Genomic DNA, 15,312 nt, shown 5'->3' with positions numbered 1-15,312 from the left:
TTTATGTATAAAAATGGTTTTATTTTCATTCACTTTCTGCTATACTAATCAATATCAAATTCATATTAATAAATTATAAAAATTCAATTGAGGTGGAACTTATGAAAGAGAAAATAGTATTAGCATATTCTGGTGGTTTAGATACAAGTGTGGCAGTAAAATGGTTATTAGATAAAGGTTATGACATCGTAGCTTGTTGTTTAGATGTCGGCGAAGGTAAAGATTTAGATTTAGTACATCAAAAAGCTTTAGATATGGGTGCAATCGAATGTCATATCATTGATGCTACAGAAGAATTTAGTGAAGATTTCGTATCATATGCAATTAAAGGTAACTTAATGTATGAAGGTACATATCCTTTAGTTTCTGCATTATCAAGACCATTAATTTCAAAAAAATTAGTTGAAATTGCTAGCAAAACAAATGCAGTTGGTATTGCACACGGTTGTACTGGTAAAGGTAATGACCAAGTACGTTTTGAAGTAGCAATTAAAGCTTTAGATCCTGAATTAAAAGTTTTTGCACCAGTAAGAGAATGGGCATGGAGCCGTGAAGAAGAGATTGACTATGCAATCAAACATAATATCCCAGTTCCAATCCAACATGATTCTCCTTACTCTATCGACCAAAATTTATGGGGAAGAAGTAATGAATGTGGCATACTTGAAGACCCTTATGCTGCACCTCCAAAGGATGCATTTGACTTAACAAACGAACTAGAAGACGCACCAGATGTAGCTGATGAAATTGTACTTTCATTTGAAAAAGGTATACCAACTGCTTTAGATGGCACATCTTATAAACTTAGCGAACTCATCTTAGAGCTCAATAAACTTGCCGGTAAACATGGTATTGGCAGAATCGACCATGTTGAAAACAGACTTGTTGGCATTAAGTCTAGAGAAGTTTATGAAACACCAGCAGCAGAAGTAATTGTCAATGCTCATAAAGCGCTTGAAACAATTACGCTTACTAAAGATGTTGCACACTTTAAACCAGTAATTGAAAAGCAATTTTCAGAACAAATTTATAACGGTTTATGGTTCTCACCTTTAACAGATAGTCTCAAAGTATTTGTCGATAGTACTCAAGATTATGTAACTGGCGATGTACGTCTTAAATTATATAAAGGCAACGCTATTGTAAATGGAAGAAAGTCACCACATACACTTTATAATGAAAAATTAGCTACTTATACAAAAGAAGATGCATTTAATCAAGAATCAGCAGTTGGCTTTATTGATATCTTTGGCTTACCAACTAAAGTAAACTCAATGTTACATGGTGGATACAAAGATGAGCAGTAAAGCTTGGGGTGGTAGATTTAGTGAGCAACCAGAAGCATGGGTTGATGAATTTAATGCTTCTATACACTTTGACAAAACATTAATTAAATATGATGTTCAAGGTAGTATTGCTCATGCAACCATGTTAGCCAAACAAGATATTATTTCTGATTCAGACTGCGAGCAAATTATTGAAGGTTTAAATGCAATTTTAGCTGATTATGAACAAGGCAACTTAGCACTTGATGTCTCATTGGAAGATATCCATTTAAATATCGAACATGAATTAATAAAACGTATTGGTGATGCTGGTGGTAGATTGCATACAGGACGTAGCAGAAACGATCAAGTTGCAACTGATATGCATTTATATACAAAAGCAGAAGTATCTCAATTAATCGATTTAATTATTTCGTTTCAACAAACAATTGTAAAAATAGCTGAGTCTCATGTAGATACGATCATGCCTGGTTATACCCATCTCCAAAGAGCTCAACCTATTTCATTTGCGCATCATATCTTGACATACTATTGGATGCTAGAAAGAGACAAATCACGCTTTCAAGATAGTTTGAAACGTATTGATATCTCTCCACTTGGTGCCGCTGCGTTAAGTGGTACTACTTATCCAATAGATCGTCACGAAACGCAGTCATTATTAGACTTTTCTGCTGTTTATGAGAATAGTATGGATGCCGTTAGTGATAGAGATTATATTGTTGAAACGCTGCATAATATTTCATTAACAATGGTTCACCTGTCACGTTTTGCAGAAGAAATTATTTTTTGGTCCTCTGCGGAAGCAGACTTTATTACATTATCAGATGCATTTTCAACTGGTTCTTCAATTATGCCACAGAAAAAAAATCCTGATATGGCTGAATTAATCAGAGGTAAAGTTGGACGTACAACAGGTAATTTAATGAGTATGTTAATGACGCTTAAAGGGTTGCCTTTAGCATATAATAAAGACATGCAAGAAGATAAAGAAGGTCTATTTGATGCAGTTCATACACTAAAAGGTTCTTTACGTATCTTTGAAGGAATGATAGATACGATGACTGTAAATGTGAATCATTTACAAGAAACTGTATATAATGACTTTTCCAATGCAACAGAACTTGCTGACTACTTAGTCAACAAAGGAGTTCCTTTTAGAAACGCTCATGAAATTGTTGGTAAAATCGTACTTTGGGCTATTCAGCATAACGTATACTTATTAGATGTACCTTTAGACCAGTATCAAAGTGCACACGAAAGTATCGAATCGGATATCTACAATTATTTAAAACCTGAAAATTGTATCAGCCGTAGAATAAGTCACGGTTCTACTGGACAAGAAGCTGTAAAAAAACAATTAGAAATTATAAAACAAAACTTAAATTAAAATTTTTGCACGGATACTCTATTTAATAGGTGTGTCTGTGCTTTTTTGTATGCCAACTCAAACACAATATTTCTATATAGTTAAAACATTGTAATAGCATTCATTGATTGTATGTAATGTTAAAATTAATTTTTTATAGTTTAAATTAGAATATTGTAAATACTATTTTCAATTTAAGTTTTTTTATGTAATGTAAAAAGAAAGTTCATATTAAGGAGTGACAGCTTGTGAAACATTCGAATAAATTTTTGATTTCAAGCATAGCAATATTGGCTTTATCTGGTATAGGGAGCTCAACAATTACTGAAGCGTCTAGTAACTCGCTTGGTGTAAACAACCAAAATGAAAATACTTCAGTTCAAACAGTTAATGAGAATAATAAATCAGATCAACAAAATTGGATACATAATTTAACTGGAGAGAAATTCACAACAATTGCCCATAGAGGTGCTAGTGGCTACGCTCCAGAACATACATTTTACTCATACGACAAAAGTCATAACGCTATAGGTGCGTCGTATATTGAAATTGATCTACAAATGACTAAAGACGGCCACCTAATAGCCATGCATGATGAAACAGTTGATAGAACTACCAATGGCACCGGTCGGGTTGATCAGTATACACTTAAAGAATTAAAACAACTTGATGCTGGAAGCAAATTTAATGAACAAAATCCACAATATGCTAATTCAAATTATAAAGGTGCAAAAGTACCGACATTAGATGAAATATTAGAACGTTATGGCACTGATGCCAATTATTATATAGAAACAAAATCTCCTGATGTATACCCTGGTATGGAAGAAAAATTATTAGATACACTTAATAAACATCAATTATTAAATGAACAGTCTCTCAAAAAAGGTCATGTTATGGTTCAATCATTTTCACAAGAAAGCTTACTTAAAATGAAAGATTTAAATTCAAATGTGCCACTTATAAGATTATTAGACAAAGGTGAACTACCAAATATGTCACAACAAGATTTGAATTATATTAAACAATATGCCATCGGTGTCGGTCCTGAATATACAGATTTAACTAAACAAAATGTTGCCAATCTTAAAAATACTGGATTTCTAGTTCATCCTTTCACTGTAAACGAAGTAGCCGACATGGAAAGACTTAATGACTATGGAATCGATGGGTTATTTACGAATTACCCTGATTTATATAAACAAGTCACAAACGAACAATAACTGATAACTTACATTTAACAATTTATTTATAAAATCCAAAAAAGTCCGAGACATCAATAAATGTCTCGGACTTTAAACTTACTATTACTATTCAAATATTTATTTATGCCCATCCACGATAACGTGCTGCTTCTGCAGTACGCTTGATACCAACAATATAAGCTGCTAAGCGCATATCAATCTTTCTGTTTTGAGCTAGTTCGTAGATTGTATCAAATGCTGTTGTAAGTTTTTCACGTAATTTCGTGTTTACTTCTTCTTCAGTCCAATAATAACCTTGGTTATTTTGTACCCATTCGAAATATGAAACAGTTACACCACCAGCACTAGCTAATACATCTGGAACTAGCAACTTACCACGTTCAGTTAAGATACGAGTACCTGCTGGTGTCGTTGGTCCATTTGCCGCTTCAACGACAATGTCAGCTTTAATGTCATGTGCATTTTCTTCAGTAATTTGATTTGCAATTGCTGCTGGCACAAGAATGTCACAGTCAATTTCAAACAATTCTTTATTAGAAATTGTTTCATCAAATAGATTAGTCACAGTTCCAAAGCTATCTCTTCTATCTAAAAGATAATCAATATCTAATCCTTCTGGATCATGTAAAGCGCCGTAAGCGTCAGAAATACCAACAATTGTTGCTCCCATATCATACAAGAATTTCGCTAAGAAACTACCCGCGTTACCAAATCCTTGTATAACAATACGAGAACCTTTAAGTTCTAAACCTTTTCTTTGCGCTGCTTGTTCAATAGCAATAACAACACCTAACGCAGTCGCACGGTCACGTCCTTGTGAACCACCTAACACGATTGGTTTACCAGTGATAAATCCTGGTGAATTGAATTTGTCTAATGAACTATATTCATCCATCATCCATGCCATAATTTGAGAGTTTGTAAATACGTCTGGTGCTGGAATATCTTTCGTTGGTCCAACGAATTGAGAAATTGAACGCACATATCCACGAGATAAACGTTCGACTTCGTGAATACTCATTTGACGTGGATCACAAATGATACCACCTTTACCACCACCATATGGTAAATCAACAATGCCACATTTCAATGTCATCCACATTGATAATGCTTTAACTTCTTCTTCGTCCACATCTGGATGGAAACGTACGCCACCTTTTGTAGGTCCAACAGCATCATTGTGCTGCGCACGATAACCAGTAAAAGTTTGTACAGTACCATCGTCCATGCGCACAGGAATTCTAACTTGAAGGAATCTTAAAGGTTCCTTTACTAAATCATACATCCCATCATCAAATCCCAGTTTGTGCAATGCTTCTTTAATAATTTGTTGCGTCGAAGTAACTAAATTATTATTCTCAGTCATGATTCATTTCGCCTCTTTTTCGTTACTAATGATTTCGCTTTCATGATAATTGTAACATAAGATTTTCCTTTTTAAAGGGTTTTCAAAACATATGTTACAGAACTGTGAATTTACTCAAAAACACTTCTAATTTTGTCTAATGCAAAGTCTAATTCTTCTTTAGAAATAATGAGTGGCGGTGCAAATCTAATGACCGTATCATGCGTTTCTTTACATAATAAACCTTTTTCTTTTAATGATTCACAATAAGGTCTCGCTTCCTCATTTAATTCAACCCCAATAAACAAGCCACGTCCGCGTACTTCTTTAATTGATGGATGATTTATTTTTTCTAATTCTTCTTTGAAATAGTTACCTAATTCTAATGAACGCCCTGGTAAATCTTCGTCAATTATTACATCTAATGCTGCATTTGAAACCGCACAAGCTAGTGGATTACCACCAAAAGTAGAACCGTGAGACCCTGGTGAGAACACACCAAGTACTTCTTCATCAGCTAATACTACAGATATTGGTAATACGCCCCCACCTAATGCTTTACCTAAAATGTATACATCTGGTTTAACGTCATCCCAGTCCGTAGCAAATAATTTACCTGAACGTCCTAAGCCAGCTTGAATTTCATCAGCAATAAACAACACGTTATGTTCATCACATAGAGCTCTTATTTCTTTTAAATAACCCTCAGGTGGAACATTAATACCTGCTTCACCTTGTATTGGTTCAATTAAAATTGCTGCTGTATTTTCAGTAATAGCATTTTTAACAGCTTCAATATCACCAAAATCTACTTTGCGGAAACCATCTAATAATGGACCATAACCACGTTGATATTCTGGTTCTGATGATAAAGATACTGGTGCCATTGTACGACCGTGGAAGTTACCATTGAAAGCAATAATCTCTGCTTTATCTGGGTCTATTTTTTTAACATCGTAAGCCCAACGGCGAGCTGCTTTTAAAGCTGTTTCAACTGCTTCAGCACCCGTATTCATTGGTAAAGCTTTAGCTTTGCCTGAAAGCTTACAAATTTTTTCATACCATTCACCTAGATTTTCACTATGAAATGCACGTGAAACTAAAGTAACTTTATCCGCTTGATCTTTCAATGATTGAATAATCTTTGGATGTCTATGACCTTGGTTTACAGCTGAATATGCTGACAACATATCCATGTATTTGTTACCTTCTGGGTCTTTAACCCAAACGCCTTCAGCTTCCGATATAACAATTGGAAGTGGTACATAGTTTTGTGCTCCATAATGATTTGTTACTTCAATGATTTCTTCTGATCTCGACATGATATCTCCCCTTTGTAAAAATTTAAGAGTAAAAAGACTCTTAAGTAATACTCATTCATAGCATAACGTATTTATCGATTAACTGAAACTATTTTCTAAAACTACTTGGACTTTATGTAATAAACACTGTTATATCAGTTAAATTAGCGTAAATAATATAATTATGAAACACTAAAACACCGTTGTAAACCCTTACATATATAATGACACATTTGCTAATACTAGCACAAGCCCATTTTATTAATTTTAAAATTTAATTATTTTTTATTATTATTTCACAAAATTGCATATTTAATCATACGTTCATCGTTTTCCTTAAAAATTTTTCTTTTATAATTACAATCGTGAATTTACGAATATTTCATAAATTTATATAATATTCGAGGCCGAAACATCAATTATATGTTTCGGCCTCGAATACTTTGATAAATATTTTACTTATTATCTGTTCTAGGTAATGGATAAAAACCTTTATTGAATTGTTCCCAAAGTTTAGGTGGTAAATGATGTCTATCTTGTCTATTTGGATCGAAGTGTGAAATAATTTCATCTTCTTTACCATCTTTAATTTTACTTATAAAGTTATGGTCTAATAATATTTCTCTACCTAATGCAACAAGTTCAACATTAGTAGACTCAATCGCTTCAAGAGCTTGTTCCGCAGTAAAAATAGAACCAATACCTACTAAAGGCATACGACCATCTATCCACTCTAATAATAATTTAATTCGTTCTTGGCCTTTGTATTTACCTTCACGTGTTTCTGAATGTATATCCATTAGTGAAACATGTAAATAGTCTAAAGGCTTATCAATTAAGTGTTTGACTAAAGATTCGGTAATTTCCATACTTATACCAGGTGACTCTGCTTCTTCAGGTGAAAATCTATAACCTACAATAAAGTCTTCCTTACCATATTGTTGAACTTTTTCTGTTACTTCATCAACAACGTTTAATGCAAATTTCAAACGGTCTTCGCCCCACTCATCTTCACGACGGTTATAATATGGTGATACAAATTGATGAATTAAGTAATGGTTGGCGCCATGGATTTCAACACCATCGAATCCAGCTTCTATAACTCTTCGGGTCGCTTCGCCAAAAGCTTTAATTGTTTGCTTAATTTCATCTTGTGTAATTTCACGTGCATGATGTTCTTCTTGCTCACCAAAACTTTTTAGTGAAATTGGCGTTGGTGCAGCTACGTCTCCATTTGGAGTTAAATTAGGTAATGATTGTGCACCACCATGATGAATTTGAACGACAGCTTTTGCCCCGTTTTTCTTCATAGCTTGAGCTAGACGTTTTAGTCCATCAATATTTGAATCGTGTGCTACAGATGGTTGTCCAGGAAATGCTTTCCCTAAATCTGTAACATTACTAGCAGCTGAAATAGCTAAGCCTACATCTTTCGAACGTTGTTCCATATAAACAACTTCCTCATTTGAAATAGATCCGTCATCATTTGATGAAACATGCGTAAGTGGTGCTAAAACAAATCTATTATCTAAAACAACTTTATTAGGTAATGTTAATTTTTCAAAAAGTGGTTGAAACTTTTTATTCATTTTACTTTTCCTCCTATGCGTTAAAACATTCGAACATCTTTAAAACACTTAAAGTTTTTAGTGCTTTTATAATTCTAACTATAATAATCTGATATATAAATAAATATGCTCACGCATATATTTATGTAATTTTCCAAAGTTAGTTTCTAAATAGCTGTTTTTTAAATCCTTTTAATATATGAATACTAAAAATAAAAGTCTTCCTCTAAAAAGCGCTCCTCATTATTTTTAATTACATATATATGAAATATTTATTTCTGTAGCTTATTATTTCTTATAAATTTTTTATTGAAAAAGATAAAGAAGACAATCCTATAGATACTGAAATAATAATTAATACAAATTAGACATTTGTCGTTTTAACTCTTTACTAATTATTCTTCTTTCCATACGTATGAAAAAAACTATTTAACTTCTTAATCTAACAATACTTCGGTTTATCGAAGTTGTTCAATAAAGCGTAAACGGTCCAAACATAACTATTAAAAAACCCCCTATAAAACACTTAAGGCTGAGACATAAATTTATGTCTCAGCCTTAAGAAAAGATGATTTCATTCATCTTTGATCGCATTTTTGGACTGTTTAATCCAAACCGGTAAGCGTTCTTTAATTGTTTGAAACCCATATCTTTCGGTTTCTTTAATTTCATCTAATACTGATTGCTTTTCTTTCTTACGCTCATAATTTTTAAAATAGTCATTATCCTTTAATGAAAGGTTTAATTTCCCCTCATCATCAATTGAAATTACTTTCGCTCTTACAATTTGTCCTTCTGATAAAAACTTTTTCAAATTATGGACGTAATCATCCATAATCTCAGAAATATGGATTAATCCTTCAGCATTGTCAGGGGTTTCTACAAAAGCGCCATACGGTTGAATACCAGTCACACGAACTTTAATATGTTGACCTACTTTATAGTGATTATTCAACGTGATAACCCCTTAATTCGTTTTACTTAACACTATTATAATAGCATACATTATAGGCAGGCACTAACATAAACATAGAAAAATTTCACATTTTACAATTTTATATTGATAAAACTATTACTAAATACGATGTTTAAACATTGAGAAATTGTCTTTGACAGCTATTTTTCATAGTAATTTTGAACAAATGATTACTCCTATTTCAGCTAAAGATGAATATTTTAGTTCTTAGAAAATCCTATTACTTCCTATTGAAAATATATTGCTGTTGAAATATCCACCATTCATTGTTGGCAATTCTATACCACATCATTTTTAAATATCCATAAAAAAAGAAGAAGAGTAGAAATCAACACCACATTGATTTCTAAGCTCTTCTCCTAAAGTTAAACTAAATAATCAATCAGCTTATATATACTGAAAAAAGATAGTTATCTACAATTTCATATATTTCATTTATTATTCAATAATATCGATTGAATCAATTGTAATATCATATAATGGTTTATCTTGTGGACCTACTTTTGTATTAGCAATGTCTTCTAACGTAGTTTTGCCTTCAATTAATTGTCCGAATACAGTATGTTTTTGATCTAACCAAGGTGTGCCACCAGTTTCACCGTAAGCTTTTACAATTGGCTCTGGCCAACCTCCGTCTGCTAATTGACTAAGCATTGATTCTGGTACTTCATTCATTTGAACAATGAAGAATTGAGAACCGTTTGTATTTGGACCTGCATTTGCCATTGAAAGTGCACCGTAGATATTAAACGCTTCTCTTGAAAATTCATCTTCAAAAGGTCCACCGAAGATACTTTCGCCACCCATACCTGTAGCAGTTGGATCTCCACCTTGTACCATAAAGTCATTAATTACACGGTGGAAAGTAACGCCATTATAATAACCATTTTTAGCATGTGTAACAAAGTTTTCTACTGTTTTCGGTGCAACATCTGGTAATAATTTAAAGGTCATATCTCCCTTATTTGTATGCATTACCATTTTAATTTCATTGTCATTTATTTCTGTGTTCAATTGAGGATAGTTCGTCATTTTTATTCTCCATTTCATGTTAAGATGATATATGTATTCTAACACAAATGAAGGGATGTATTGAATTATGTTATACCGTTTTTCACATAAAACTGGCAGTTATGGCGTAACAATTAAGGAAGAAAATGAAAATAGAGTTCTCGTTCAAGTTGAACAAGTAATTAATCACCCTAAACAAGGAGATTTACACAATCCTACTGAAACTGAAAATGTTTTTTTTCATGAACGTAAAGCACTTAGTCATTTTGAAAAACGCTATACGACAAAATCACATCTTAGAGAGTTCAATGTAGAAACTATGTCTTACATAGAATCATTACAACAAGCTATATCTAAATTAGAAGCTCAATTAAAAAGGCAAGATACATTGCATGCAACTATGTCTCTCGACAATTTACAGCGCTTAAAGCATGATTATTCCATTCAATATAAACAAAATTTTGAATAAAAATACCGTGTTTCTTCTTATTTAATAAAACATCTAACACAAGTGTTTCAAGGCTTCCTGACGTTTTTCAGAATAGTCGACTTCATGTATAATGGTTTTATAATACATTTTTAAAGGAGGATAAAATAATGAGTTTGTTACATATATCGGTACTTTTACCGTTAATATTCGCACTCATTATTCCAATTGTATATCGTTTTTATAAACGCATACATTTAGGATGGTTTGTGTTACCTATCCCCGTCGTCTTATTTATATATTTCCTATCATATATTTCGCTAACCATGTCAGGAAATAACATAATGCAAAAAGCCAATTGGATGCCGCACTTCGGTATGAATTTCAATTTATATGTTGACGGTTTAGGCTTATTATTCAGTTTGTTAATAACTGGCATAGGTAGTTTAATTGTACTTTATTCCATAAGTTATTTAAGTCGACAAGAGCAACTTGGGAATTTTTATTGTTACCTATTGCTCTTTATGGGTGCTATGTTAGGTGTTGTATTATCAGATAATTTAATTATCTTATATTTATTTTGGGAATTAACTTCATTTTCTAGTTTCCTGCTCATCTCTTTTTGGCGTGATAAGCAAGCATCTATATATGGTGCTCAAAAATCTATGCTCGTTACGGTATTCGGAGGATTGTCTCTTTTAGGTGGTATTATACTACTTTCAATCGCCGGTGGGACAACAAGTATTCAAGAATTAATTCACAATGTTTCTGAAATTCAAACTAGCCCATTTTTTATTCTTTCGTTGATTTTAGTTTTAATTGGGGCTATTACCAAATCGGCACAATTCCCATTTTACATATGGTTACCAGATGCCATGGAAGCACCAACACCAGTTAGTGCTTACCTACACTCAGCAACAATGGTTAAAGCTGGCCTTTATTTAGTTGCGCGAGTGACTCCAATTTTCGCTGTTTCACAAGGTTGGATTTGGTCAGTAACTTTGATTGGTCTAATCACATTATTATGGGCATCTTTTAATGCTACAAAACAGCAAGATTTAAAAGGTATTTTAGCGTTTTCTACAGTTTCACAATTAGGTATGATCATGTCTATGTTAGGTATCGGAGCAGTTAGCTATCATTTTGAAGGCTCTGAAAGTCAACTTTATGTTGCTGCATTTACTGCTGCTGTTTTCCATTTAATTAACCATGCCACTTTTAAAGGCGCTTTATTTATGGTAACTGGTGCAATTGATCACTCAACAGGCACACGTGATGTAAATAAATTAGGTGGACTATTAACTATCATGCCGATTTCATTTACGATTACAATCATCACTTCATTAAGTATGGCTGGTATACCGCCATTTAATGGTTTTTTATCTAAAGAGTCATTTTTAGAAAGTATGATTGAAATTACAAATGCTAATATATTTAGTTTAAATACGCTTGGCATATTAATTCCTATTATCGCAATTATTGGTAGTATTTTTACATTTGTTTATTCTGTCAGATTTATTGGTCAAATCTTTTTAGGTAGTCATAAAGCTGATGAATTACCTAAAAAAGCTCATGAAGTATCTATACTCATGCTAATTTCACCAGCGATTTTAGCTGTATTAGTTATTGTGTTTGGTTTCTTTCCCTCAATATTAACTGGCACAATAATTGATCCTGCAGTAAATGCAATTAGCCAAACAACAGGTAAACCTGCAGAATTTCATATGTTCCATGGCTTTACACCAGCATTCTTCTCAACAATTGTTATTTATGTTGTAGGTATTCTGCTCATATTAACTTTTGGTTATTGGATTCGTTTATTGCATTTACAACCAACCAAGCTCACATTAAATTATTGGTATGACAAATTTGGCCAAGTTACGCCGGATTATTCAGGTAAATTTACCGAATCTTATGTCACTGGATTTACTCGTAATAACTTAATTATTATCTTTGCTTCATTAATAGTAATTACGTTAGTAACACTTTTAGTTACACCATTTAATATTGATTTTAAAGATGTCAGTGCAGTACGTCCATTCGAATTAATCATTGTAGTATTAATTATTACTGCTGCTTCTATGATTATATTTGCTAAATCTAGATTATTTAGCATTATCATGGCAAGCGCTGTAGGTTATTCTGTTGCCATATTCTTCATTTTCTTTGGTGCACCAGATTTAGCCCTTACACAATTTGTAGTTGAATCTATCTCAACTGCACTGTTCTTATTATGTTTCTATCACTTACCTAATTTAAATAGACATAAAGAAACACGTTCTTTTAAATTAGTAAATATTGTTATTGCGGTCTGCGCAGGTATCGTTGTAACGGTACTTGGTTTAATTGCTTATGGTAATAGACATTTCGGCTCTATCGCTGAATTTTACAAATCAAATGTTTATGACTTAGCCCATGGTACCAACATGGTTAACGTTATCCTTGTTGACTTCCGTGGTACCGATACATTATTCGAATCTTCTGTATTAGGTATAGCTGGTTTAGGTGTCTATACAATGATTAAATTACGTACGAAAAATAATAAAACGGATGAAGGAGGTAAAAATGTTGAACAGACAGAAGAATAATTTGATTTTTCAATATTCAGCAGTTGTTATCTTCTTCCTCATTGTGATGTTCGGTTTATCTTTATTCTTGGCTGGGCATTATACGCCAGGTGGCGGTTTCGTTGGCGGTTTATTATTATCAAGTGCCCTTGTTATTATTACGGTAGCCTTTGATATTAAAACTATGCGTAAGATTTTCCCTTGGGATTTTAAAAAATTAATCGGCATCGGGTTATTATTTTGTTTAGCAACACCAATGGCAAGTTGGTTTTATAATAAAAACTTCTTTACACATACACCGTTTGAAATTCCATTAGGTATTTTACCACCAATGGAGATGCACACGGCTACATTCTTTGATTTAGGTGTTATGTGTGCAGTTGTAGGTACAGTAATGACTATAATCTTAGCGATTGGAGAGAATGAGTAATGGAAATTTTGATGATTTTCGTATGTGGTATCCTCACTGCAATGAGTGTCTATCTCATTCTTTCTAAAAGTTTGATACGCATTATTATTGGTACTACATTACAAACACATACAGCAAACTTATTTTTAATTACAATGGGTGGTTTAAAAAAAGGTGAAGTGCCTATTTATGAAAAAGGAATCACATCTTACGTTGATCCTATACCACAGGCACTCATTTTAACTGCCATTGTTATTTCATTTTCAGTCACAGCGTTTTTCTTAGTACTTGCTTTTAGAAGTTATAAAGAATTAGGCACTGACAACGTAGAAAGCATGAAAGGAGTGCTAGAAGATGATAGAGAGTAATCTCATTATTTCATTACTCGTCATACCAATGATCACGATTATCGCACTCATTTTCATTGGTAAGCGGCCTAAAATCAAACGCTATGTTGCCTTAGCAGGTACTGCATTAACTTTAATTTTTGCTTTTATTAATTTAAATAATGTTTTAAAAGATGGTCCTATTACTTTAGAGCTTGGTTCGTGGGATGCACCTTATAGTATTGTCTTTGTACTTGATATATTTAGTGCATTACTTGTCATCACAAGTCTCATCGTCACAATGCTCATCATCTTATATTCCTATCAGTCTGTAGGTATTGAACGCGAAACGTATTATTATTACTTCGCCGTCATGTTTATGTTGACTGGTGTTATAGGATCATTTATTACTGGTGATATCTTTAACTTATTCGTATTCTTCGAAGTATTCTTGATGGCATCCTATATCTTGTTGGTTATTGGTGGCACAAAAGTTCAATTGAGTGAAACGATTAAATATGTTCTAGTAAATGTGACTTCTTCAGCATTCTTTGTTATAGCTGTAGCTATGCTCTACTCTGTAGTCGGTACTTTGAATTTAGCTGATATTAGCGAAAAGATAAGCCAACTATCTGCTGAAGATAGCGGTATAATAACAATCATATTTATCATGTTTATCTTTGTTTTTGCAACTAAAGCTGGTGCATTTCCAATGTATATTTGGTTGCCAGGTGCATATTATGCCCCACCGATTGCAATTATTGCATTCTTTGGTGCTTTATTAACAAAAGTGGGCGTATATGCCATTGCAAGAACAGCTAGTTTATTCTTTAATGATTCATCGAACTTCTCATTTTATACAATATTATTCCTAGCATTACTTACTATTATTTTCGGGTGTGTCGGTGCTGTCAGCTATTTTGATACTAAAAAAATCATACTTTATAACATCGTAATTGCTGTAGGCGTTATCCTAGTTGGTATTGCTATGATGAATCAAGCAGGAATGATGGGTGCGATATACTATACACTACATGACATGTTAGTAAAAGCAGCATTATTTTTCCTAATTGGAGTTATGTATAAAATTACGAAAACACATGATTTACGTAAATATGGCGGTCTGATTAAAGATTATCCAGTTTTAGGATGGACATTCTTTATCGCTGCGCTAAGTTTAGCAGGCATACCACCGCTAAGTGGCTTTTATGGTAAATTTTATATTGTACAAGCTACATTTGAAAAAGGATTTTACCTAAGCGGTATTGTTGTTTTACTTTCAAGTTTAGTAGTTCTTTATTCTGTAATTCGTATTTTCTTATTAGGCTTTTTCGGAAAATCTGAAGGTTATCAAGTAAATCCTAAGTTGCAATATAAAGGAATACTTACAATAGCAATCGTTTCAGTCATTATTACAGTTGTTTTCGGACTTTCTGCAGATTGGTTGCAACCAATTATTAAAGATGCTGCTGAGACATTCTACAATCCTAGTATCTATAGAGACGCAGTATTGGGAGGTAAATAA

The 15,312-nt window shown here is 32.9% G+C and carries 13 protein-coding genes; 8 read left to right on the top strand and 5 right to left on the bottom strand.

Annotated elements, in window-relative coordinates; translation table 11 throughout:
• Positions 1–101 precede the first annotated feature (101 nt).
• The 3 genes from ACSUE0_RS09660 to ACSUE0_RS09650 all read left to right on the top strand — a co-directional run bounded on the left by ACSUE0_RS09660 (position 102) and on the right by ACSUE0_RS09650 (position 3,875).
• Positions 102–1,307, top strand: coding sequence for an argininosuccinate synthase (locus ACSUE0_RS09660; RefSeq protein ID WP_119614066.1), 1,206 nt, complete (start codon positions 102–104; stop codon positions 1,305–1,307).
• Positions 1,297–2,673: an argininosuccinate lyase gene (gene argH / locus ACSUE0_RS09655; RefSeq protein ID WP_436957146.1), complete on the top strand. Its 1,377-nt coding sequence runs from the start codon at positions 1,297–1,299 to the stop codon at positions 2,671–2,673. Before ACSUE0_RS09660 ends, argH begins: the two co-directional genes overlap by 11 nt.
• 227 nt (positions 2,674–2,900) lie before the next feature.
• Positions 2,901–3,875 carry a glycerophosphodiester phosphodiesterase gene (locus ACSUE0_RS09650; RefSeq protein WP_436957144.1) on the top strand — a complete coding sequence of 325 codons (975 nt, stop codon included), beginning with the start codon at positions 2,901–2,903 and terminating at the stop codon, positions 3,873–3,875.
• A 103-nt stretch (positions 3,876–3,978) separates the two neighbouring features.
• Here the strand turns inward: ACSUE0_RS09650 and ACSUE0_RS09645 are convergent, their stop codons facing one another.
• From ACSUE0_RS09645 to ACSUE0_RS09625, 5 genes are all read right to left on the bottom strand, one after another.
• Positions 3,979–5,223, bottom strand: coding sequence for a Glu/Leu/Phe/Val family dehydrogenase (locus tag ACSUE0_RS09645; protein WP_107530119.1), 1,245 nt, complete (start codon positions 5,221–5,223; stop codon positions 3,979–3,981).
• A gap of 110 nt (positions 5,224–5,333) precedes the next feature.
• The gene (locus ACSUE0_RS09640; RefSeq protein WP_017722340.1) at positions 5,334–6,524 is read right to left on the bottom strand and encodes an ornithine--oxo-acid transaminase; all 1,191 of its coding nucleotides are present in this window, start codon (positions 6,522–6,524) and stop codon (positions 5,334–5,336) included.
• Between the two features lie 434 nt (positions 6,525–6,958).
• Complete coding sequence (locus tag ACSUE0_RS09635; RefSeq protein ID WP_436957141.1) at positions 6,959–8,092, bottom strand: NADH-dependent flavin oxidoreductase; 1,134 nt, start codon at positions 8,090–8,092, stop codon at positions 6,959–6,961.
• A 553-nt stretch (positions 8,093–8,645) separates the two neighbouring features.
• The gene (gene ygs, locus ACSUE0_RS09630) at positions 8,646–9,026 is read right to left on the bottom strand and encodes a S1 domain-containing post-transcriptional regulator Ygs (protein ID WP_017722342.1); all 381 of its coding nucleotides are present in this window, start codon (positions 9,024–9,026) and stop codon (positions 8,646–8,648) included.
• Positions 9,027–9,485: 459 nt separating this feature from the next.
• The gene (locus ACSUE0_RS09625; protein WP_017722343.1) at positions 9,486–10,079 is read right to left on the bottom strand and encodes a peptidylprolyl isomerase; all 594 of its coding nucleotides are present in this window, start codon (positions 10,077–10,079) and stop codon (positions 9,486–9,488) included.
• Between the two features lie 67 nt (positions 10,080–10,146).
• Here ACSUE0_RS09625 and kapB point away from each other — a divergent pair, with 67 nt between their 5' ends.
• The 5 genes from kapB to mnhD1 all read left to right on the top strand — a co-directional run bounded on the left by kapB (position 10,147) and on the right by mnhD1 (position 15,312).
• Positions 10,147–10,527 (top strand): sporulation phosphorelay system protein KapB, encoded by a 381-nt coding sequence (gene kapB, locus ACSUE0_RS09620; protein WP_119614586.1) that lies wholly within the window; start codon positions 10,147–10,149, stop codon positions 10,525–10,527.
• Positions 10,528–10,655: 128 nt separating this feature from the next.
• Positions 10,656–13,073 (top strand): Na+/H+ antiporter subunit A, encoded by a 2,418-nt coding sequence (locus ACSUE0_RS09615; RefSeq protein WP_119614585.1) that lies wholly within the window; start codon positions 10,656–10,658, stop codon positions 13,071–13,073.
• Positions 13,054–13,482 carry a Na(+)/H(+) antiporter subunit B gene (locus ACSUE0_RS09610; protein ID WP_119614588.1) on the top strand — a complete coding sequence of 143 codons (429 nt, stop codon included), beginning with the start codon at positions 13,054–13,056 and terminating at the stop codon, positions 13,480–13,482. Before ACSUE0_RS09615 ends, ACSUE0_RS09610 begins: the two co-directional genes overlap by 20 nt.
• Positions 13,482–13,829 carry a Na+/H+ antiporter Mnh1 subunit C gene (gene mnhC1, locus ACSUE0_RS09605; protein WP_002483802.1) on the top strand — a complete coding sequence of 116 codons (348 nt, stop codon included), beginning with the start codon at positions 13,482–13,484 and terminating at the stop codon, positions 13,827–13,829. Before ACSUE0_RS09610 ends, mnhC1 begins: the two co-directional genes overlap by 1 nt.
• Complete coding sequence (mnhD1, locus tag ACSUE0_RS09600) at positions 13,816–15,312, top strand: Na+/H+ antiporter Mnh1 subunit D (protein WP_436957138.1); 1,497 nt, start codon at positions 13,816–13,818, stop codon at positions 15,310–15,312. The genes mnhC1 and mnhD1 overlap by 14 nt, the downstream gene beginning before the upstream one ends.

The organism is Staphylococcus sp. AS1337 (genome assembly GCF_051408735.1).
Lineage (GTDB): Bacteria > Bacillota > Bacilli > Staphylococcales > Staphylococcaceae > Staphylococcus > Staphylococcus xylosus_B.
This window is presented reverse-complemented; position numbering and strand designations above follow the sequence as displayed.